This is a genomic window from Tepidiforma bonchosmolovskayae (assembly GCF_008838325.1).
GTDB classification, from domain to species: Bacteria; Chloroflexota; Dehalococcoidia; order Tepidiformales; family Tepidiformaceae; genus Tepidiforma; species Tepidiforma bonchosmolovskayae.
Genome location: NZ_CP042829.1, coordinates 1,180,413 through 1,200,281, shown reverse-complemented (window position 1 = coordinate 1,200,281; position 19,869 = coordinate 1,180,413). Strand labels below are relative to the sequence as shown.

Here is a 19,869-nt window from a genome sequence, read left to right as displayed (position 1 = left end):
ATCTGCCCCGGCTCGCTGCCCCCGGCATGGGAGAAGCCTACGCCAGCCCTGCCTAACGTTCGCCGGGCTCGTCGGCCCTCATGAGCGAAATTTATTCTTGACTTCCTCAAGGTAATTCTTAAGATCTGCCACACGGAGGTGAAGAATGTCCGCAGAAGATCCCCGGCCGCTCGACCTGCTCCTCGGCTTCGCCCGCACCCTCATCGAAGCCGCCCGCCACGGCGGCTCCGTCCCGCCCTTCGACGAACTCGTCGACCGCGCGTCCGCCGGCCTCCTCACCGCCATGGCGTTCCGCGACATCGCCCGCGACCTCGACCTCCGCGGCCTCGCGACCGCCGCCGCCGCCCGCGCGGGCGCCGACCCGGAGGCCGTCGCGGCCGCACTCGACGCCATCGAGGACCTGCTCACCCGCACTGCCGCCCGCTCGGAGTCCGCCAGGTGACCCCGCTGCCGCCGGTCCTCAGCGTCCGCGACCTCGTCAAGCGGTACCGGAACGGCACCCTCGCCAACGACCACGTCTGCCTCGACCTCTTCCCGGGCGAAGTCTTCGCCCTGCTCGGCCCGAACGGCGCCGGCAAGACCACCCTCGTCCGCCAGCTCCTCGGGCTGGCCAGGCCCACCTCCGGCAGCATCACCCTCGACGGCGTCGATATCGTCGCCGACCCCGGCTTCGCCCGCCGCAACATCGGCTTCCTCCCCCAGGGCAGCTTCGACCTCCAGTCGCTCACCGTCGCCGAGACGATCGAGTTCGCGGCCCGCCTCAGGGGCGTCCCGCCCCGCGAGGCGCGGGCTGCCGCTGCCCGCCTGGTCGAGCGGCTCGACCTCGGCCCCTTCCGGAACACCGCCATGCACGCGGCCTCGGGCGGCGTCCGCCGCCTGGCCGGTTTCGCTGCAGCCGTCGCGGCCCCCGCGCGCCTCCTCGTCCTCGATGAGCCCACCAACGACGTCGACCCCCTCCGGCGCGCGGTGCTCTGGGACCTCATCGCCGAGCTCGGCCGCGGGGGCGCGACCATCCTCCTCGTGACCCATAACCTCGCCGAAGCCGAGCGCGTCATCGACCGGCTCGCCATCATGAACGCCGGCCGGATCATCCGCGAGGGTTCGCCCGCCGCCCTGCGCGGCCTCGTCACCGAGCGGCTCCGCCTCGAGGTCACCGCCGCCCGGCCGCTTGCCCCGCACCCCGCCCTGGCGCCGGACGGCCCCTCCTCCTGCCTCTTCGATGCCGCCGACCTGCCCGCCGTCGCCGCCTGGCTCGCCCGGCTCCGGGCCGCCGGCGACGTCCTCGACTTCCGCATCGGCCCGCCCACCCTCGATGACATCTACGCTGCCGCCATGGCCCCGGCCGCGCCCGGCGGCTCCGCACCTCTTCCCGCAGGAGCCCGCGCGTGACCGCCTTCCTCCGCCAGTACCGCGACCTCGTCTCCATGGAGCTGCGCAGCATGCGCGCCGAAGTGCCCATGGTCGCTGTCATCCAGGCCGGGTTCACCCTCGGGTTCGTCCTCGGCTTCGGCTACCTCATCCCCGACATCCGCGAGCAGACGGCCCTCTACATCATCACCGGGACCGCCACCCAGGGGCTGGTGACCATCGGCCTCGTGATGCTCCCCCAGATTCTCGCTCAGTCGAAGCACGAAGGGCGGCTCGACTACTTCCTCGCCATGCCCATCAGCCGCGAGGCGTACCTCCTCGCCCTTGTGACCGTGGTCGGGCTCATGGCCCTCCCCGGCATCGTCTTCTGCCTCCTCTTCGGCGCCTGGCACTACGGCATCGCCCTCCAGCTCAGCCCCCTCTTCCCCGCGGTCATCGTGCTCGGCATCGCCTCGCTCGCCGGGGTCGGCATCGCCCTCGCCGTCTACTCGCCCCATCAGCAGGTCACCAACGCGGCCACGCAGCTCATCATCTTCTACGTCCTCTTCTTCGCGCCCGTCCTGATGCCGCGCGAGCAGCTCCCGGCGCTCCTGCGCGAAACGGCCCGCTTCGCGCCGCCCAGCTACGCCGCCGACGCCGTCCGCGCCACGGTTACCGACCTCCCGGGCACGCACCTCGGCGCCTCGCTCGCCGCGATGGCCCTCTTCGCCGCGGGCTCCATCGCCCTCTCCGCGGTCGCCATCCGCCGCCGCGGGTAGCCGCTACCGCCACGCCTGCCACAGCGCCGCACTGCCGAAGGCGACAAAGAGCAGCGCCGCGACCACGGCGATCGCCCGTTGCGGCAGCCGTTTGCCGGCCAGCACACCGGCCGCAATCGCCACCGCATCGGCGAGCACCATCCCCAACGTCGAGCCGAGCCACACCCCGACGGCGCTCGATTCGCGCCCGGCGAGGGAAACCGTGGCCAGCATCGTTTTATCCCCCAGCTCCGAGAGGAAGAAAGCCGCCGTCACCACGCCGAAGGCGCCGAACCGCGCGCCCAGCCGCGGCTCGCCCGGCTCCTCGTCCAACCGGTCGCCGCGCACGCTCCAGAGCGCGAACCCGAAGAACGAAAGGCCCACCACGGTGAGCACCACCCGCTCCGGGAGCAGCTCATCGAACGCCAGGCCGATTGCGACCGACCCCAGGTGCACCACGAGCGTCGCCGTGCTCACGCCTGCGAGCACCAGCCACCACCGGTACCGCGTCGCGAACCAGAGCGCCACGAGCTGCGACTTATCGCCCAGCTCAGCAGCGAAAATCAGGACCGTCGAAACGAAAAACGCCGACATCACGAAGCTCCTCGTGTGCCGGCCGCTTCGGGGAGCACCCTCGGCCGGCACACAGCATGGTGTGCTGGCCGAAAGTCTCACCCGCCCGGCCCTTCAGCCGGGCCGCGCCACCGCCCGCCGCAGCGGGAGCATGTCGATGACGCGCGCCGGGGCTACTCCCCTTCGGTTCGGTCGCCAGTCTCGCAGCCGCGTGCGCTACCGTCCACCGGCGCGGTCCGGACCTTCTGGCCCACTGCCGATGCGCCATTCAGGGCACGCCGGCCTGCAATGCAGTGTGCTATGGTGCGGGCATCCCACGTGGAGGTGCGTCATGTCCGTCGCACGCGTCACCGAAATCACCGCTGCTTCGCCCGTCTCGTTCGAAGACGCCATCAAGGTCGGCATCGAACGGGCGAACAAGACCCTCCGCAACGTCAAAGGCGCCTGGGTCCAGGAGCAGACCGTCAGCGTCGAAGACGGCGCCATCAAGGAATACCGCGTCAACATGAAGGTCACCTTCATCCTCGAAGACTGACCCGCAGCCGCACCGCCCCGAGAGCCAGCGCCGAGGTGCAGGCCAGCGCTGCCTGCGCCGGGAACTCGAGGGCGAACGTATCCCTCCCCGCCGCAAGCGCCAGCGCGAAGGCGCCCCCCGCGATGACCGTCACCTGGGCCGGCGAGACCCACCCGCGGCGGCAGAGTTCGGCGGCGCCCACAGCGGCCAGCCACGCTGCGGCCGGCGCCGCGAAGGCGATCAGCCGCTCCGTATCGTGCGCGACCAGCAGCTGGGCAAGCACCAGCGCCGTGAACGGCGCCAGCCGGAGCGCGAGCCCGGGCCGGGCCATCGCTCCCGCCGCCGCCAGCAGGAGCATCAGAGGGCCAAACGTCCGCGTCGTCAGCGCCTCCGCCAGGCTGCGGTCGAACCCGCGGACCCGCCCGTTCCAGCCCACCTCGCGGAGCAGGTCGGGGTAGTGGTAGTTCGCCACAATCTCCGGGAACCGGGCGATGACCGGCGGGAGCGAGGCGATGTAGGCCGTGTCGTCGTTCCAGGCCGGGATCGCGAGCCGCACCGCGAGGGACGCCGCGACGGCCGGGGCCGTCATCGCCGCCGCCCGGAGCGCCCGCACCCGCAGCGGGGCGGTGGTCGGCGCAAGGGTCAGCGCCAGCGGCGCCGCTGCCAGGGTTACCTCCTTCGCCAGCGCGCCGGCCAGCAGCGTCAGCGCGAACGCGCGCGCCCGTCCCTGCCGCGCGAACCGCATCGCCAGCACGATCGCCGCGGTTGCGGCCGCGTCCGGCAGCCAGAAATCTGCCACCTGGTAGCGCACGCCCCAGCCCGCCGAGAACATGAGCAGCACCCCGGCCGCCGCCAGCGGCGCCGGCAGTCCCTCCTCGCGGAGGAGCATCCAGAGCGCGGCTCCCGCAGTTGCCAGGGCCGCCGCCGCGATGGCGAAGAAGCTCCACTGGAGCGGCAGCGGCGATGCCCAGGCCGCGAGCGGCACCAGCACCCGCCAGCAGTAGGGCGCGATGTGGAAGTCCCAGGGGCCGTCGCGCGCGGCCTGGAGGTAGTAGTGGCGGTCCCAGCCGGGGTCGGCGAACTCGACGGTCCCCTCGAGCCGCAGCCGCGTCGCCGCCGCCAGCAGCGCGAGCAGCCCCGCCGCGAAGAGGAACGGCCCTGCGTGCGCAGCCAGCCCTGCCGGGCGCAAACGCGCGCGGAGGCGGTCATCCGCTGCCCGGGTGCCCCCGCCCGCTGGCGTGCTCACTGCCGGCTAGGATGCCGCTACTCCTCGTCCCCCGCCAGCCCGTCCCCTACGGGATCGTGATTGCCTCCGGCTTGCAGGTCCAGGCCGCCCAGGGGCTGTGGCCCTGCGCCTCGCTGTACCGGAATGCCGCCAGCGCCGCCTTCAGGTTCGCCACCGGGTCCGACCAGCGCTCAAACGGAATCCCCGCGTACTCGAACCAGAGCGGCGTCACCTGCATCAGTCCGTACGCCATGTATCCGACTGCGTCGGGCCGGAAACTGCTCTCGCACCAGGCCACCCGCGCCACCGCATCCGTCAGCTCGGCCGGCCAGCCGGCTTCAATCGCGAAGGCGATGACCTGCGCGTACGTCAGCCGCGGGAGGTTCGCCGCGGTCGGCGAGAGCGCCGGCGGGGCCGGAGGCGCCGGCGCCGGCATCGGCTGGCCCACCGGCGCTGCTGCCGGGGCCTCCGGTTCAGGCGCCCGGGCGGCCGGCGGCTCAGCTGCCACGCCCGAGGCGGCAGCGTCGCCCGTTGCAGGCGCCGGCGCGGGCTTCGGAAGTTCGGCCGGTGCGGCAGCCTCCGGGGTTGGCTCTGCCGCTGCCGGCACGGTCGGGCGGACCTCAACCACGCGCGCCGGCGCTGGCCGGCTCACAGAGGGCACCAGCGCAAAGCTCACCTGCGGGGCGCGCGCCTCGGGCGTGCCTCCGCCGAACAGGTGCGCCGCGAGGAAGAAGGAGAGCGTCAGCATCGCCACTTCGGCCGGCCGCACGAACCACGGCTGCCGAACCGCCCGGGGCGCCGGTTCGTGCCAGCGCGGGCCGGGGAACGCCGCCGGCGCAGCCGGCCCGGCCCCATACCGCCGGGGCCCAACGGGCGCCGCCTCGGCGGCGCAGGCCGGTTCGAAGGCCATCTCGAGCAGGCCAGCACGCGGCGCCACAGGCACGCGAACCCGGCGGCACAGGGCGAAGGCCACGGCAAGGCCGTAGTCGGCCCACGCTGCGAGCCTGCTCATGACGCGCACCGGCCCCTCCGGGAGCCGGGCCGTCACGCGGCGGTCTCCACGCGTTTCTCGTTTCCCATAGGCAGTCTCGGTGCGTTCGCCCGGGGCGCAACAGCGGACCGGGGAATCCGGGCCGGGGCCAACGCACCTCATCACCCCGCCAAGGGTGACCCTGAGGTTCGCACAGCTCCCCGCAAACAGGCAATACTCCGGCCACCATCAGTCATGCCCGCGATTTCCACGATTTCCTCCCGACGCACCCCGGAATGCGGTCAGCCGGGCCTCCGCTACACTGGTCGAAGCTTCGCTGGGGGCCGCGCCATGCAGCTGACCGATACGCTCTCCGGTACACGGAAAGACCTCCTCCCGCCCGTCGGCGAGGACGGCGTCGTCCGCATGTACGTCTGCGGCATCACCCCCTACTCCGAAGCCCACGTCGGCCACGCCCTCCACGCCATCGTCTTCGATACCCTCCGCCGCTACCTCGACTGGCGGGGCATCCCCGTCCGCCACGTCCAGAACTTCACCGATATCGACGACAAGCTGATCGAGCGCTCCAACCGCCTCGGCATCCCCATGGCCGAGCTCGCCGAGCGGAACATCGCCCAGTACCTCGACCAGCTCCGGGCGATGAACGTCCTCCCCGCCCACGTCTACCCCCGCGTGACGCAGGTCATACCCCAGATCATCCGCTTCATCGAGGGGCTCATCGAAAAAGGCTACGCCTACGCCTCCGGCGGCGACGTCTACTACCGCGTCCGCGCCTTCGGCGCCGAGCGCTACGGCGCCCTCTCCCGCCGCGATATCGATGACCTCCGCGCCGGCGCCCGCGTCGACCCCACGGAGCACAAGGACGACCCGCTCGACTTCGCCCTCTGGAAGGCCGCCAGGCCCGGCGAGCCGAGCTGGGAGAGCCCGTGGGGCCCCGGCCGCCCCGGATGGCACATCGAATGCTCCGCCATGGCCCTCGAAACCCTCGGCGAGCAGATCGACATCCACGGCGGCGGGATGGACCTCATCTTCCCCCACCACACGAACGAAATCGCCCAGACCGAGGCCTACACCGGCAAAGCCCCCTTCGCCCGCATCTGGATGCACAACGCCCTCCTCCAGCTCGGCAGCGAAAAGATGTCGAAGTCCATCGGCAACCTCGTCTCCATCCAGGAGGCCCTCGACCGGTACGGCGCCGATGCCCTCCGCCTCTTCGTCATTACCAGTCACTACCGCAGCCCGGTCACCTACTCCGAAGAGGCGCTCGAAGCCGCCCGCGCCGGCGCCGAGCGGCTCCGCCACGCCGCCTCCGCCGAGGGCGGCAGCGCCCCCGCTGACATCGACCACGAGGCCGTCCGCGCCCGCTTCATCGAGGCGATGGACGACGACCTGAACACCCCGCGCGCCCTCGCGGCCCTCTTCGAACTCGCCCGCGACATCAACCGCGCGGCTGCCGCCGGCGCCGACATCGGCCCGGCGCGGGCCACGCTCCGCGAGCTGTGCGGCGTCCTCGGGCTCACCCTCGAGGCACCGGCCGCCCGGTCCCTCGCAGCCGCCCCGTTCATCGACCTCCTCGTCGAAATCCGCGCCGAACTCCGCGCCGCAAAGCAGTGGGCCCTCGCCGACCGGATCCGCGAGCGCCTCGCCAGCCTCGGCATCGAACTCCAGGACAGCGCCGACGGCACCACCTGGAGCGAACGGTAGCCGGCGCCCCCGTCCCGCGCCCCTCCGAAACAGGCCCGGCGTTGCACAGCGCTTGACCCTGTGTGGTACGGTAGCTGGTGCCGAACCCCGCCGCTGGCGGGGGCGGGGGAACCAACCCTTGGGGTGTATTGCGCGAGCGCGCGCATAGGCGACTTCCGACGCCGAACCCGTCAGCTAACCCCGCAGGCGTTCGGAGGGCAGCGCCCAGGCCCTCCCAGGAATCCGCACAGGCCGCGCCCCGGTCCATCGCCGGCGCACGGCCCCACGACGGCCTACAGGAGGTACGCAATGGCCACGACATCCACCTCGTATTCCGGCACCTTTGCCCCGGTCGAACCGGACGGCACCATCTTCACCATCCGCGACCCCCTCGCGGAGGCGCGCGAGCTCCTCCGCCAGGCGGCCCGGCTCCCCTTCCACGCCAGCCGGCCCCAGGCCTGGCAGGCCGCCTTCCGCCAGGCGGTCGCCGATGCCCGCTCGGCCATCCGCCACCACATCTGGAGCGCCGAACTCCCCGATTCGCCCCTCAACCGCGCGGAATCCCTCGAACCCCGGCTCCTGCCCAAAGTCGACCAGCAGCGCGAGGAGCACGAACTCTTCAGCCGCAAGATCGACGAGCTCGTCGAAGAGGCCAGCGCCCCCGGCGACGTCGATATCTGGAAGATGATTGAGCTCAGCGAGCAGGCCATCCTCCTCGAAATGGCGCTCGCCCGCCATCACAACCGCCTCACCCAGCTCGTCTTCGAAACCACCCACCGCGATATCGGCGAAGCCGGCTGACCCGCCCGCGGCGGCCCGGCACCAGCTCCCGGGCCGCCGCCCTCTTGACAACGCTTCGCCGGATCGAAACGATCAGGGCGCCGGCGATCCATCACGGACGTCGAGCCCAGCCATCGAATCCGCCTGCACGTTCAACGAGCGTCCGCCTGGACCCGCGTGGCCGGTACGGACCGGGAAGTTGAGCCGGAACAGCGCCCCAGCGCCCCCGCACGACCCCCGTTCGTCCCCGCCTCGCTCGCGCCGATGCGGGGACGGTTGTTGAACGGCCGGCGGCACGCCGGAGGGGGACAGCACATGCGCGTCATGATGAGCGGCAAAATCCACCGCGCCACCGTGACAGGCGCCAACCTCGACTACGAGGGCTCCATCACCATCGACCCGGACCTCATGGAGGCCGCCAACATCCTCCCCTACGAACAGGTCCACGTCGTCGATGTCACCAACGGCGCCCGCCTCGAAACCTACGCCATCCGCGGCGAACGCGGCTCCGGCGAAATCTGCGTCAACGGCGCAGCCGCCCATCTCATCCACCGCGGCGACATCGTCATCATCATCGCGTACCAGCACCTGGAGGAGGCCGAGGCCCGCACCATCGCGCCCCGCCGGGTGTTCGTCGATGCAGCCAACCGCATCGTCAGCGTCGAAGCGGGCGACGGGTACAGCCACAACCCGCGCGAACTCGCCGGCGCCGCCGGCTGACCACGCGCCCACCGCGCGAAGGAGGGGCATCCGGGCCATGGGACGGCTCTCGATCCACAAGCTCAAGGAATGGAAGGCCCAGGGGCGGCGGTTCGCCATGATCACCGCCTACGACTACCCAACCGCCCGCCTCGTCGAACAGGCCGGCATCCCCATCATCCTCGTCGGCGACTCCCTCGGCTCCGTCGTCCTTGGCTACGACTCCACCGTGCCCGTCACCATGGACGACATCGTCTACCACACCCGGGCGGTCGTCCGCGCCACCGAGAAGGCGATCGTCGTCGCCGATATGCCCTTCATGAGCTACCAGGCCGACCCGAACGAGGCGATGCGGAACGCCGGCCGCCTCCTCAAGGAGGGCGGCGCCACCGCCGTCAAGCTCGAAGGCGGCAGCCACATCGTCCCCCTCGTCCGGCGCATGGTCGAAGCCGGCATCCCGGTCATGGGCCACCTCGGGCTCACCCCGCAGTCCGTCAACCAGTTCGGCGGCCACAAAGTCCAGGGCAAGACGCCCGCCGCCGCCGCGAAGCTCATCGCCGATGCCCGCGCCCTCGAGGATGCTGGCGCCTTCGCCGTCGTCCTCGAGACGATCCCCGCGCCGCTCGCCCGCATGGTCACCGAGCGGCTCTCCATCCCCACCATCGGCATCGGCGCCGGCCCCCACTGCGATGCCCAGGTGCAGGTCCTCCACGACATGCTCGGCATCTACGATGACCGCCGCCCGCTCAAGCACGCGAAGCGGTACGCCGTCCTCGGCGCCGCCATCCGCGAGGCCGTCCGCGCCTACATCGACGAGGTCGAAGGCGGCGCCTTCCCCACGGCCGAGCACAGCTTCGAGATGGACGAAGCCACCCTCGCCGAGCTCGCCCAGGCCGGCTAGCCGCCCGCTGCCATGGCCCGCCCGAACGACGCCGATTTCCGCAACACGGGTGCGCCGGCTGGCTCGCCGGGGCCGGTGGTGCTCACCACGCCGGCCGCCATGCAGCGCTGGCGCCGCGACCACCCCGGCGACCTCGGCTTCGTGCCCACCATGGGCTACCTCCACGAAGGGCACCTCGCCCTCGTCCGGCGCGCCAAAGCTGAGAACGCCCTCGCCGTCGTCTCGATCTTCGTTAACCCCACCCAGTTCGGCCCCGGCGAGGACTTCGAACGGTACCCCCGCGACGAAGTCCGCGACCTCCAGCTCCTCCGCGAGGCCGGCGTCGACGCCGTCTACCTGCCCTCCGCCGCCGAGATGTACCCGCCCGGCTACCAGACCTACGTCACCGTCGAAGAGGTCACCCGCCGGCTCGAAGGCGCCGCCCGGCCCGGCCACTTCCGGGGCGTCGCCACGGTCGTCCTGAAGCTGTTCAACGCGGTCAGCCCCACCCGCGCCTACTTCGGCCGGAAGGATGCCCAGCAGCTCCGCGTCATCCGCCGCATGGTGCGCGACCTCGACCTCCCGGTCGAGATCGTCCCCTGCGACATCGTCCGCGAGCCCGACGGCCTCGCCATGAGTTCGCGCAACGTCTACCTCAGTCCGGAGCAGCGCACCGCCGCGCCCGTCATCAAGCGGTCGCTCGATGCCGCCGCCGCCGCCTGGGCCGCCGGCGAGCGCGACGCCGAAACGCTCCGCCGCATCGTCCGCGAGGTCATCGCCGGCGAACCGCTCGCCGCACTCGAGTACGTCTCCCTCGCCGACGACGAAACGCTCGAAGAGCTCGACGGCACGGTCGCCGGCCCGGCGCTCCTCTCCCTCGTCGTCCGCTTCGGCGCCACCCGCCTGCTCGACAACATCGAGCTCGCCTGAGCGCGTACCCCGCCCCGCTTCCCAGCCCCTCCCAAGGGAGGAGGGCGCCCCGCACCTCCCTTCCCCCCGCCGAGGGAGGAGGGCGAAGCTGGAAGGTTGGAGCCCGGAGGCTGAACGATCAGACGCGCCGTTCCCACTCACTCCGGGCTCCAAGCTCCTCCCTCGGGGCGGCCGGGCGGTGCAGCGGGGCTCCCTCCTCCCTCCTCCCTCCCCCTCCGCTTTCCATCCCCCGCGCCATGTGGTACGTTACTCACGTGGCACGGGGGAAACCCCCGCCGCAGGCCCAAAGCACGCTCCCTTTCGCTTCCTCTCGCAGGTTCCGTTTTCCCGCTGGTCTGTCGTGAGTCGTCGCAGGTGATCGTTCGTGCCCCCGGCCGGCTCGCCACATCGACGCACACGCAGCGAAAGGACCTGCACTACATGAAGCTCTACATCGGCAATCTCTCCTACGAAACCACGGACACCGACCTCCAGGCCGCCTTCGCGGCCCACGGCGAAGTCCGCTCCGCCCAGGTCGTCACCGACCGCGATACCGGCCGCTCCCGCGGCTTCGGCTTCGTCGAAATGGACGACCGCGCCCAGGCGGAAGCCGCCATCAACGCCCTGAACGGCAGCCAGCTCCGCGGCCGCACCCTCATCGTCAATGAGGCCCGCCCCCGCGAAGACCGCCCGCGCGGCGGCTCCGGCTACGGCGGCGGCTCGGGCGGCTACGGCGGCGGCCGCTCCGGCGGCTTCGGCGGCGGCCGCTCCGGCGGCTACTCCGGCAACCGCCGCTTCTAATCCGCCCGCCGCAGCGCCAGGCGGGAATGGCGCAGCACCCGGCACACCAACCAGCCAGCGGGCGGGGGACCTCCTCCGCCCGCTGGTCCATTCCCTCCACCCCGCCCGCGCCACGCGCAGAAGGAGCCCCCATGGCAGAAAACGACGGCATTGAAGTCGAAGGGGTCGTGACCCAGCCCCTCCCCAACGCCACCTTCCGGGTCGAGCTGGCCAACGGCCACCTCGTCCTCGCCCACATCAGCGGCAAAATCCGCAAGAACTACATCAAAATCCTCACCGGCGACCGCGTCCTCGTCGAACTCTCGCCCTACGACCTCACCCGCGGCCGCATCACCTACCGCTTCAAGTAAGCCCCGTACCCCGCCTGCCGGCCCGCACCGCTTGCCAGCCTTCTCCCGGCGGCGCACCATGGGCGGCATCCCCGTCGGGAGGTACAGCCCATGACCGACGACCTCTCCCGCGTTCTCCGCGAAGCCCAGGAAGCCGCCTCCAGCGCCTCCGCCTCGTTCATCGAGCGCCTCGCGAGCCGGCTCGGGCTCCACGCCTCAGCCAGCGCCGTCTTCGGCGACCCGGTCGACCGCGACGGCGTCACGGTCATCCCCGTCGCGAAGGTCCGCTGGGGCTTCGGCGGCGGCAGCGGCCGCGGCATTGAAGAAGGCAGCGAAACCGGCGAAATCGGTGAAGGCTCGGGCGGCGGAGGCGGCGTGATGGCCAGCCCCGTCGGCTACATCGAAATCCAGGACGGCCAGGCCACCTTCCACCGGATCAAGGACCCTGCCTCGCTTGTGCCGCTCGTCCTCGCTGGCGCCTTCGCCGGCTGGCTCACCCTCCGCGGCCTCGCGAAGCTCCTCCGCGGCTGACCGTTCAACCCCCGTCCGGGTTTTTCGGAAGAATGGCCCGGATATTCCGGCCGTTCGTTCGCCGTTTGTTCGCACTCGGCGAAGCATCCTGACCTTATGAAAGGTATCATCGGCGCCTGTGTCCTCGTCCGGCTCGCGGAGACGGGCTGGATCGTCCAGCTGGTCGCCGGCCCGGGAGGCCCGTGCCAGCACTGGATCCCGCTCGGCCTGGGCACCGAAGCCTCCGCCTGCGAGGCGCTCGAGCGCGCCCGCGCCCTCTTCCCCGGCCGGCTCGTCGCCCTCTACCACCCCTGACGCCCGCGGGCTGCGGCGCGCTGCTCCGGAACGCGAAGCGGGGGAGCCGTCCGGCTCCCCCGCGCGCTGGTGTCCCGCGACCCGCGCCGGCTAGGCCAGCCGGAACCGTGCCGTGGCCGCATTGAGCGATTCGGCCAGCTCCCGCATCTGGCTCGCTGTTGCGGCCAGCTCCTGGGCCTGCGCCGAAAGCTCCTCCGTCGAGGCCGAAACCTCCTCCGCCGAGGCGCTCGTCTCCTCGCTCGTCGCCGAGACCTGGATGATGGCGTCGGTCACGCGGCTCGTGGCTGCGGCCATGCTGTTCGCGCCCGCCGCCGATTCGCCGGCCATCGTCGCAATCTGGTCGGCCGAGGCCACGATCCGCTCCGCCCCCGCGGCCAGCCCCTGCACGTCGCGCGCAATCTGCTGCATCCGCACGGCCGACTCCTGCACCGAGGCGATGATCGAATCGAGCGCCCGGCCCGCCTCGCTGGTGATGCCCCGGCCGGCCTCGACGTCCCGCACCCCGGCAGCCATCGCCTGGACGGCCTCCTGCGTGCCCTGCTGGACCTTCGCGATGAGCCCGGCAATCTCCTTCGTCGAGGCGCTCGCCCGCTCCGCCAGCGACCGCACGTTCTCGGCCACCACTGCGAAGCCGCGGCCCTGCTCGCCGGCGCGCGCGGCCTCGATCGCCGCATTCAGCGCCAGCAGGTTCGTCTGCGAGGCGATTTCGTCGATCGCCTTCACGATGTCGCCGATCTGCTGGCCGTACTCGCCGAGCTGGTCCACCGTCTTCGAGGCGCGCTCCACCGCCGCCGCGATCGACTCCATCGAGGCGAACGCCTGGGCCACGGCCTCCTGGCCCCGCTGGGCCGCCAGCCGCGACTCCTCCGCCGCGCGGGCCACATCCTCCGATGCCGCCGCCACGGCCTGGATCCGCTCGCCGATCTCGGCCGCCACGACGCGCGACTGCTTCGCCGAATCGGCCGAGGTCGCCGCCGTCGAAGCCAGCTGCTGCGAGCCGCTCGCCAGCTGCTCCACCTCCCGCGCGCTCTCCTGCGAGAGCCCGCTGAGCGAGACCGCGCTCCGCGTCACCTCGTCGATGGCGTTCGCAATCTGCCCGGTCGCCGTCGCCATCTGGTCCGATGAGCCGCGCAGCGCCTCGGCCGCCTCCGTAATCGCTGCAGCGCCCTCCCGGACATTGCCGATCATCTCGCGCAGGTTCGTCACCATGCCGTTCAGCGCCGTGCCGAGCGTATCCCCCTCGCCGCGCGGCCGCACCTGCGAGGTCAGGTCGCCGTTCGCGACGGCCGCGGCCGCGGCGGCCATCTCCTTCAGGTAGTCCGTCATCTCGGCGAACGCCCGGGCCAGCTCCCCGATTTCGTCGTTCGAGCGGACCTCGACTTCGACGTCCGTCTCGCCGCGGGCGATCCGGTGGGCCGCCTCCGTCGCGGCGTTGACCCCGGCCACGACCCGCCGTGCGATGAAGAACCCGACGCCCCCGGCCGCGGCGGCCGAGACCACGCCGAGGACCGCCATCAGCAGCTTCGCCCGGTTGGCGGCATCCTGCCCGTCGGCCGCGACCTTGTCGGCATGCTGCCCCACGTACTCGTTCAGGGCGCTGAGCTTTGCGTTCATCTCGCCGATGACCGTCGGCGATTGCTCGGCAAGTTTCAGCAGCGCGGCCGAGTCCTTCTTGTCCAGCGCCTCGCCGTACTTCGCGGCGAACTCCTCGAAGGCGGCCACGGCGGTCTGCGCCTCCGCGTACTTCGCACGGCCCTCGGGAGTGGTGATGTGCTCCTCGAGCCCGCGGAACTGCTCGGAGCCGCGCCCCAGGTTCTGGGAAATCTCCTCGCGGAGCTTCATGAACGCCGCCGGCTCCGTCGTGTAGGCCAGCAGCCCCGCCTTCGCGATGCCGACCTCGAAGCCGCGCCGCGCCTCCGTGATGTGCATCGTCGCCTGCACGCCTTCGCTGGCCAGCCGCTTCTCGTCCTTCGCCGCCGCATCGATGCGCGTCCAGCCGACGACCGCAATCGCCACGGCCGGCACCACGGCCAGCGCGAACCCGCCGAACAGTTTCGCCGAGAGTGAGAGCTTCACGATGGTTGACTACCCCCTTGCTGTGCGTTGCACAGGACGGCCGCCCCCGGAGGGGCGGCTGCTCTGCACGCTGATCGTCGTCAGCCCCGGGCGCGGCGCGAATCGGGGAACTCCCTGCCGCTCCCTCCAGCGCCTCCCCGAGCGGCCGCCGCGCGGGCCCCGGTTCAGCCGGCCGCAGCCCGCGCCCGTTCGCCCGCCGCGATGAACCGCTCCGCCGCCCGCGGCCGCGCCAGCAGGTAGAGGTGAATGAAGCTCGCCAGCACCCGCCCGTCCGTGAAGCCCTCGACGGCCGTACCGTCGGCCTGCCGCCAGGCCGGCCGGCTGCCCGGCTCCAGCCGCGCATAGTGGAACTCGTGCCCCCGCAGCCGCCAGCCGGCCTCCGCGACCGGGCTTGCGGCGAGCGCAACCACATCCCGGTAGCCCAGCACCGGCCGGTCGGCCATCCGCGCGACCCCGGGCGCAAGCCCGGCCATCGGGTACCGCCGGCCCTCCGTTTCGAGCGCCTCGGCGAGGTACATGTATCCGCCGCACTCCGCCAGCACCGGCCCCCGGAACCCCCGGATCGCCTCCAGCATCGGCCGGTTCGCCGCCAGCGCCTCCGCGTGGAGTTCCGGGTAGCCCCCGCCGATGTACAGCGCATCGGCCGCCGGCAGCGCCGTATCGGCCAGCGGGCTGAACGGCAGGATCTCCGCCCCCAGCCGCTCGAGCAGCTCCCGCGTCTCCGGGTAGGTGAAGCGGAATGCCGCATCCTCGGCCCACGCGAGCCGGATGCGCCCCGGCTGCCGCCCCGGGAAGACCGGCGCCGGCGCAGGGAGCGGCCCGGCGCCCCGCGCCAGCCGCAGCACTGCCCCGGCATCGATCTGCTGCGCGGCCCGGGCGAGCGCCTCCGGCGCCGGGGCGGCCTCGCCCGCCAGCACCAGCCCGAGGTGGCGGCCCGGCAGGGCGACCGCCGGGTCGTTCGGCAGCCAGCCGAGCAGCGGCAGCCCCGCCGCCTCGAGCGCCTCCCCGAGCAGCTCCGCGTGCCGCTCCGAACCGACCCGGTTCGCAATCACCCCGCCGACCCGCACCCGGGGGTCGAAGTCGGCGAACCCGCGCGCCACCGCGGCGATGCTCCCGGCCATTCCTGCCGCATCGACCACGAGCACCACGGGCGCGCCCAGCGCGGCGGCGGCATCGGCCGTCGAACCGGCCTCGCCCGCCCCGCTCCGCCCGTCGAACATGCCCATCACGCCTTCCACCACGCCGACCGTCGCGCCCCGCATCGCGTGGGCGAACAGCCCGCGCACCTGCGCGGCCGCGAGGAAGAAGGTGTCGAGGTTGAACGCGGGCCGGCCCGCCGCCGCCGCGAGGTGGGAAGGGTCGATGTAGTCCGGCCCGACCTTGAAGGGCTGCACCCGCTCGCCGGCGGCGCGCAGCGCGGCGATCAGCGCCATGGTGACCGTCGTCTTGCCCGCGCCCGAACCCGGCGCGGCAACCACCACCCGCGGGAGCTCCGTCATGGCGCCATCCTCGCACGCCCCGGTCCTCCCGGGCCACGCCGCCGCCCGTCCTTGATTGCGCTTGCAACGGGCGGTGATTTCGTAAAGAATTTGCGAAAACCAGCGGGACCGGCCCCTCGTGCGCATCCACCCGTCGCTCTCCCCGCGCGACCTCCCCGCCCTCTTCGATGCCCTGCCGGTCCCGGCCGCCGCGGTCGACCGCGACGGCCGGCTCGCCGCCGCCAGCGCCGCGTGGGCCGCCCTCGACCCCGCCTGCGCCCCCGGCGAACCGGCCGCGGAGGCGGTCCGCCGCATCCTGCCCTGCCTCTCCCCCGCCGAGGTCGAGGCGCTCCTCTCCGGCAGCCGCGACGAGCTTGCCTGCGATGCCCCCGGGCCCGGCCGCACCGGCCCGGCCCGCCTCGTCCGCCGTCCCGTGGAGGGCAGCACCGCTGCCGCGGCCGTCCTCGCCCTCGTCGAACTCCCGCCCGGTGCCGACCGCTACCGCCGCCTCGTCGAAGAGGCGAACGACATCATGTTCGCGCTCGACCGGCAGGGCCGCTTCACCGAGATGAACCGCCTCGGCTACGAACTCTCCGGCTACACGCCAGGGGAGCTGCTCGGCCGTCCCGCGCTCGACTTCGTTCCGCCCGAGCAGTACGCGCGTGTTGCCGAGGCGCTCGCCCGCATCTGGGCCGGCGACACCGTTCCCATGCTCGAAGTGGAGTTCGTCTTCAAGAACGGCGAGCGCCGCTGGTTCGAGGTCAAGGGCCGCACCCTCGTCGAGGATGGGGTGATCACTGGGACATTCCACGTCGCCCGCGACATCACCGAGCGCCGCGCCCTCGCCGAAGCCCGCGAACTGCTCTCCCGCGCGGCCGCGGCGGCCCCGATCGTCATCTGGGTCGTCGACATGGAGGGCCGCTACACCCTCCTCGAAGGCGGCGGGCTCGCCCGCTACGGCCTCCGGCCCGGGGAGCTCGTCGGCCAGTCGATCTTCGAGTTCAACCGCGACGCCCCCGACGTGCTCGCCCAGGTCCGCCGCGGCCTCGCCGGCGAGGCCTTCACCGCAACCGGCGCCTGGCAGGACACCACCTGGGAGGCCAACTACGTTCCCCTCCGCGACCACGAGGGCCGCCAGGTCGGGCTCATTGCGGTCATCCTCGACATCACCGAGCGCGTCCGCGCCGCCGAGGCCAGCGCCCGCGCCAACCGCATGGAGGCCCTCGCCATCCTTGCCGGCGGCATCGCCCACGACTTCAACAACCTCCTCGTCGGCATCCTCGGCAATGCCGCGCTCGCCCTCCTCGAACTCCCGGCCGGGAGCCCGGCCCGCCCGCTCCTCGAGGAGATCCAGGACGCCGCGCGCCGCATGGCCGACCTCTCCCGGCAGATGCTCCTCTTCTCCGGCCGCAGCCAGGTCGCCCGCCAGCGCGTCGACATCAACGAGGTGGTCGCCGCCGCCGTCGCCGCGGCCGGCAGCCGGGTCACCTTCCGCCCGGAGCTGGCGCCGGGCCTTCCCGCCGTCCTCGGCGACCCTTCGCAGCTCCGCCTGGCCATCTCCGCCATCCTCGAAAACGCCGCCGAAGCCTCCCGGCCCGGCGACGAGGTGACCGTCCGCACGTTTGCGGAGGACGTGCCGGCCGAGCGCTTCGCCGCTGCGTACCCGAAGCCGGTGCCCGCCGGCACCTACGTCGTCATCGAGGTCCGCGATTCCGGCGAGGGCATCGACCCCGCAATCCGGGACCGGATCTTCGAGCCCTTCTTCACCACGCGCTTCACCGGGCGCGGGCTCGGCCTCGCCGCCGCCGCGGGCGTCGCCCGGGGCCACGCCGGCTGCATCCTGGTCGATTCCGTGCCCGGCGAGGGGAGCACCTTCCGCCTGTGCCTGCCCGCGGCGCCCGACGGTTCGCCGCCGGGCTCGTGACAGATTTCACACGGATTTCATCGGCGGCCCGGCCGGCGCCCCCGGGGCCGGGCGTATACTGGCCCGGGTAAGGGGACACCTCCGGCATGCGCACCGTCTTCCTCGTGACTCGCCGTCCCGATGCTGCCCGCCTTGGCGCCGAACTCGAACGCGCCGGCTTCAACGCCCCGGTCATCGCCCCCGAGCGCCTCGCCTCCGACGAACTCCAGAACCGGATCGATGTCGCCGTCCTCGACTTCCGCGATATCCCCCCCGCCGCCTTCTCCATCATCGCCGGGGCCTACGGCGAAAACGGCGTCATCCTCTTCGCCCTCGTGCCCCCGGACGGGCTCGACCGGATCACGCCCGACCTCCCCGTCGACGACTTCGTCCTCCTCTCGGCGCCTCCCGAAGAGCTGGCCCGCCGGATCGAGCGCGCCCTCTGGCGCAAGCACGGCGTCGATGCCGAGAACATCATCCGCTGCGGCGCCCTCGCCATCGACCTCACGAACTACCGCGTCACGGTCGACGACGAGCCGGTCGTCCTCACCTTCAAGGAGTACGAACTCCTCCGCTTCCTCGCGATGAACGCTGGCCGGGTCTTCACCCGCGAGCAGCTCCTCAACCGCGTCTGGGGCTACGACTACTTCGGCGGAGCCCGCACCGTCGACGTCCATATCCGGCGGATCCGCGCCAAGATCGAAATCCGGGGCCACGCCTTCATCGAGACGGTCCGGAACGTCGGCTACCGCCTCGTCGCCGATGCCCGGAAGGCCGCCCCTGCGGCCGAGTAGCCCCGCTCAGAGCGCGATCGGCTCGTCGCACTCCCGCCGCACGAGGTCCTCGAACGTCTCCCGCCGGGCGATCAGCCGCGCGCTCCCGTTCTCCCACAGCACCTGGGGCACCCGCCCCAGCGACACGTAGTTCGACGACATCGCCGCCCCGTAGGCGCCCGCATCGTGCAGCACGAGGAGGTCGCCGGGCTCGGGCCGCGGCAGCGGGCGCGGCTGCAGCAGCTCCCGGTCGTCACGCGTGAAGACGTCCCCGCTCTCGCAGAGCGGGCCGGCGACCACGAACGGCTCCGGCTCCCGCCCGGCCCCCTTCCCGACGATCGAGATGTGGTGGTAGGAGCCGTACATCGCCGGCCGCACGAGGTCGTTGAATCCCGCGTCGCACATGATGAACTGGTGCCCCGGCCCCTTTTCATTCGTCCGAGTCGCCTTCACGTCGGTCACCCGGGCGACGAGCAGCGCCATGCCGGCCACGGGATACCGCCCCGGCTCGATTTCGATGCCGATCGGCCGCTCCGCCGCCGCCGTCAGCTGCCGCACGCCGTCGGCGAGGAGCGCGCCGTACTCCTCGAGCGGGTAGGCCGGCGCCCCGGGCCGGTACGGGTGGGGGATGCCCCCGCCGAGGTTCACCGCCGTCACCTCCGGGTAGTGCGGCAGCAGGTGCGCGAACAGCGCGATGAGCTTCTTCATGTTCTCGTCGAACTCGCGGATCTGCGGCCCCGTGCCGACATGCGCGTGCAGCGTCACCACCGGGAAGCCCGCCTCATCGGCCATCCGCTTCGCCGCGAGGTGGTCTTCGTACCAGATGCCGTGCTTCGAGGACGGCCCGCCGGTGTCGCACGCCTGTACATGCCCGTGTCCGAAGCCCGGGTTGATCCGCATCGCAATCGGGCCGCGGTACCCGGCCTCCGCCAGCTCCCGGATCATCCCCGGCGAGCCGACGTTCGGCAGGATCCCCTCCTCCAGCACCACCCGGAGCGCGTTGTCGCGGAAGACATCCGCCGTGTACATCACGACGGGCGGCTCGTGGCCCATCGGGAAGCCGGCCGCCTTCGCCCGGAGCACCTCATTGCCGCTGACCGCATCGATCCAGAGCCCGTGGCGGCGCGCCGTCTCGAGCACCGGCCGTGCCGGGTTCGCCTTCACCGCGTACCGGCAGTGCAGCCCCGGCCCGGACGTGATCGCCGCAAGCTCGGCGAATTTCCGGTCCAGGATCGCCGCGTCGTAGAAGTAGAACGGGGTGCCCACCTGCTCGGCGAGCGCGTGGAGGGGGTACTGCGCAAGGTCCATGTGCTCGAGTCTAGCAG

21 protein-coding genes and 1 riboswitch are annotated in these 19,869 nt (G+C 72.3%); of the genes, 15 read left to right on the top strand and 6 right to left on the bottom strand.

The window, feature by feature from the left end:
• The first annotated feature begins 145 nt into the window (after positions 1-145).
• The 3 genes from Tbon_RS06050 to Tbon_RS06040 are packed head-to-tail and all read left to right on the top strand — an operon-like array spanning position 146 to position 2,126.
• Entirely contained in the window at positions 146-442 is a 297-nt protein-coding gene (locus tag Tbon_RS06050) for a hypothetical protein (RefSeq protein WP_158066792.1), read from the top strand.
• Positions 439-1,389, top strand: coding sequence for an ABC transporter ATP-binding protein (locus tag Tbon_RS06045; protein ID WP_158066791.1), 951 nt, complete (start codon positions 439-441; stop codon positions 1,387-1,389). The genes Tbon_RS06050 and Tbon_RS06045 overlap by 4 nt, the downstream gene beginning before the upstream one ends.
• The gene (locus Tbon_RS06040) at positions 1,386-2,126 is read left to right on the top strand and encodes an ABC transporter permease (RefSeq protein ID WP_158066790.1); all 741 of its coding nucleotides are present in this window, start codon (positions 1,386-1,388) and stop codon (positions 2,124-2,126) included. Before Tbon_RS06045 ends, Tbon_RS06040 begins: the two co-directional genes overlap by 4 nt.
• 3 nt (positions 2,127-2,129) lie before the next feature.
• On the opposite strand, the gene Tbon_RS06035 is transcribed toward Tbon_RS06040, so the two are convergent.
• On the bottom strand, positions 2,130-2,699 hold the full coding sequence (locus Tbon_RS06035) for a TMEM165/GDT1 family protein (RefSeq protein WP_158066789.1): 570 nt from the start codon (positions 2,697-2,699) through the stop codon (positions 2,130-2,132).
• A gap of 310 nt (positions 2,700-3,009) precedes the next feature.
• Here Tbon_RS06035 and Tbon_RS06030 point away from each other — a divergent pair, with 310 nt between their 5' ends.
• Complete coding sequence (locus Tbon_RS06030; RefSeq protein WP_158066788.1) at positions 3,010-3,213, top strand: dodecin family protein; 204 nt, start codon at positions 3,010-3,012, stop codon at positions 3,211-3,213.
• On the opposite strand, the gene Tbon_RS06025 is transcribed toward Tbon_RS06030, so the two are convergent.
• Complete coding sequence (locus tag Tbon_RS06025; protein WP_158066787.1) at positions 3,197-4,438, bottom strand: hypothetical protein; 1,242 nt, start codon at positions 4,436-4,438, stop codon at positions 3,197-3,199. The two genes, Tbon_RS06030 and Tbon_RS06025, sit on opposite strands and share 17 nt — an antisense overlap.
• A 46-nt stretch (positions 4,439-4,484) precedes the next feature.
• Positions 4,485-5,465 (bottom strand): transglycosylase SLT domain-containing protein, encoded by a 981-nt coding sequence (locus Tbon_RS06020; RefSeq protein ID WP_158066786.1) that lies wholly within the window; start codon positions 5,463-5,465, stop codon positions 4,485-4,487.
• 273 nt (positions 5,466-5,738) lie between these two features.
• Here Tbon_RS06020 and cysS point away from each other — a divergent pair, with 273 nt between their 5' ends.
• The 9 genes from cysS (at position 5,739) to Tbon_RS05975 (ending at position 12,314) form a co-directional block, all read left to right on the top strand.
• Positions 5,739-7,112, top strand: a complete 1,374-nt coding sequence (gene cysS, locus Tbon_RS06015; protein WP_158066785.1) for a cysteine--tRNA ligase — start codon at positions 5,739-5,741, stop codon at positions 7,110-7,112.
• Between the two features lie 68 nt (positions 7,113-7,180).
• A riboswitch (cyclic di-AMP (ydaO/yuaA leader) is annotated at positions 7,181-7,315 on the top strand.
• A gap of 85 nt (positions 7,316-7,400) precedes the next feature.
• Complete coding sequence (locus tag Tbon_RS06010) at positions 7,401-7,892, top strand: hypothetical protein (protein WP_158066784.1); 492 nt, start codon at positions 7,401-7,403, stop codon at positions 7,890-7,892.
• Positions 7,893-8,186: 294 nt separating this feature from the next.
• Positions 8,187-8,591, top strand: coding sequence for an aspartate 1-decarboxylase (gene panD, locus Tbon_RS06005; protein WP_158066783.1), 405 nt, complete (start codon positions 8,187-8,189; stop codon positions 8,589-8,591).
• Between the two features lie 37 nt (positions 8,592-8,628).
• Positions 8,629-9,471, top strand: coding sequence for a 3-methyl-2-oxobutanoate hydroxymethyltransferase (gene panB, locus Tbon_RS06000; protein WP_158066782.1), 843 nt, complete (start codon positions 8,629-8,631; stop codon positions 9,469-9,471).
• A gap of 12 nt (positions 9,472-9,483) precedes the next feature.
• On the top strand, positions 9,484-10,380 hold the full coding sequence (panC, locus tag Tbon_RS05995) for a pantoate--beta-alanine ligase (protein ID WP_158066781.1): 897 nt from the start codon (positions 9,484-9,486) through the stop codon (positions 10,378-10,380).
• Positions 10,381-10,734: 354 nt separating this feature from the next.
• Entirely contained in the window at positions 10,735-11,160 is a 426-nt protein-coding gene (locus Tbon_RS14385) for an RNA recognition motif domain-containing protein (protein WP_263970093.1), read from the top strand.
• Between the two features lie 131 nt (positions 11,161-11,291).
• Positions 11,292-11,510 carry a translation initiation factor IF-1 gene (gene infA / locus Tbon_RS05985; RefSeq protein ID WP_098502711.1) on the top strand — a complete coding sequence of 73 codons (219 nt, stop codon included), beginning with the start codon at positions 11,292-11,294 and terminating at the stop codon, positions 11,508-11,510.
• A gap of 90 nt (positions 11,511-11,600) precedes the next feature.
• Entirely contained in the window at positions 11,601-12,020 is a 420-nt protein-coding gene (locus tag Tbon_RS05980) for a spore germination protein GerW family protein (RefSeq protein WP_158066780.1), read from the top strand.
• A gap of 96 nt (positions 12,021-12,116) precedes the next feature.
• On the top strand, positions 12,117-12,314 hold the full coding sequence (locus Tbon_RS05975) for a hypothetical protein (RefSeq protein ID WP_158066779.1): 198 nt from the start codon (positions 12,117-12,119) through the stop codon (positions 12,312-12,314).
• A gap of 90 nt (positions 12,315-12,404) precedes the next feature.
• Here Tbon_RS05975 and Tbon_RS05970 read toward each other — a convergent pair whose 3' ends face one another.
• Together Tbon_RS05970 and Tbon_RS05965 are read right to left on the bottom strand one after the other, a co-directional pair.
• Entirely contained in the window at positions 12,405-14,390 is a 1,986-nt protein-coding gene (locus Tbon_RS05970) for a methyl-accepting chemotaxis protein (protein ID WP_158066778.1), read from the bottom strand.
• 164 nt (positions 14,391-14,554) lie between these two features.
• Positions 14,555-15,889, bottom strand: a complete 1,335-nt coding sequence (locus Tbon_RS05965; RefSeq protein ID WP_158066777.1) for a cobyrinate a,c-diamide synthase — start codon at positions 15,887-15,889, stop codon at positions 14,555-14,557.
• Between the two features lie 118 nt (positions 15,890-16,007).
• On the opposite strand from Tbon_RS05965, the gene Tbon_RS05960 reads away from it, so the two are divergent.
• Together Tbon_RS05960 and Tbon_RS05955 are read left to right on the top strand one after the other, a co-directional pair.
• Entirely contained in the window at positions 16,008-17,792 is a 1,785-nt protein-coding gene (locus Tbon_RS05960) for a PAS domain-containing protein (RefSeq protein WP_158066776.1), read from the top strand.
• Between the two features lie 86 nt (positions 17,793-17,878).
• A complete protein-coding gene (locus Tbon_RS05955) occupies positions 17,879-18,565 on the top strand; it encodes a response regulator transcription factor (protein WP_158066775.1) in 687 nt (228 codons plus the stop codon).
• Between the two features lie 6 nt (positions 18,566-18,571).
• Here Tbon_RS05955 and lysA read toward each other — a convergent pair whose 3' ends face one another.
• Entirely contained in the window at positions 18,572-19,852 is a 1,281-nt protein-coding gene (lysA, locus tag Tbon_RS05950; RefSeq protein WP_158066774.1) for a diaminopimelate decarboxylase, read from the bottom strand.
• Between the last annotated feature and the right edge of the window lie 17 nt (positions 19,853-19,869).

Excerpts from the sequence above, each read along its gene's own strand:
- Tbon_RS05980 (WP_158066780.1), top strand. The coding sequence starts at position 11,601 with ATGACCGACGACCTCTCCCGCGTTCTCCGCGAAGCCCAGGAAGCCGCC.
- panB (WP_158066782.1), top strand. The coding sequence starts at position 8,629 with ATGGGACGGCTCTCGATCCACAAGCTCAAGGAATGGAAGGCCCAGGGG.
- Tbon_RS05975 (WP_158066779.1), top strand. The coding sequence starts at position 12,117 with ATGAAAGGTATCATCGGCGCCTGTGTCCTCGTCCGGCTCGCGGAGACG.
- infA (WP_098502711.1), top strand. The coding sequence starts at position 11,292 with ATGGCAGAAAACGACGGCATTGAAGTCGAAGGGGTCGTGACCCAGCCC.
- panD (WP_158066783.1), top strand. The coding sequence starts at position 8,187 with ATGCGCGTCATGATGAGCGGCAAAATCCACCGCGCCACCGTGACAGGC.
- cysS (WP_158066785.1), top strand. The coding sequence starts at position 5,739 with ATGCAGCTGACCGATACGCTCTCCGGTACACGGAAAGACCTCCTCCCG.
- Tbon_RS06035 (WP_158066789.1), bottom strand. The coding sequence starts at position 2,699 with ATGTCGGCGTTTTTCGTTTCGACGGTCCTGATTTTCGCTGCTGAGCTG.
- lysA (WP_158066774.1), bottom strand. The coding sequence starts at position 19,852 with ATGGACCTTGCGCAGTACCCCCTCCACGCGCTCGCCGAGCAGGTGGGC.
- Tbon_RS06030 (WP_158066788.1), top strand. The coding sequence starts at position 3,010 with ATGTCCGTCGCACGCGTCACCGAAATCACCGCTGCTTCGCCCGTCTCG.
- Tbon_RS05955 (WP_158066775.1), top strand. The coding sequence starts at position 17,879 with ATGCGCACCGTCTTCCTCGTGACTCGCCGTCCCGATGCTGCCCGCCTT.
- Tbon_RS06010 (WP_158066784.1), top strand. The coding sequence starts at position 7,401 with ATGGCCACGACATCCACCTCGTATTCCGGCACCTTTGCCCCGGTCGAA.
- Tbon_RS06050 (WP_158066792.1), top strand. The coding sequence starts at position 146 with ATGTCCGCAGAAGATCCCCGGCCGCTCGACCTGCTCCTCGGCTTCGCC.
- panC (WP_158066781.1), top strand. The coding sequence starts at position 9,484 with ATGGCCCGCCCGAACGACGCCGATTTCCGCAACACGGGTGCGCCGGCT.
- Tbon_RS05965 (WP_158066777.1), bottom strand. The coding sequence starts at position 15,889 with ATGACGGAGCTCCCGCGGGTGGTGGTTGCCGCGCCGGGTTCGGGCGCG.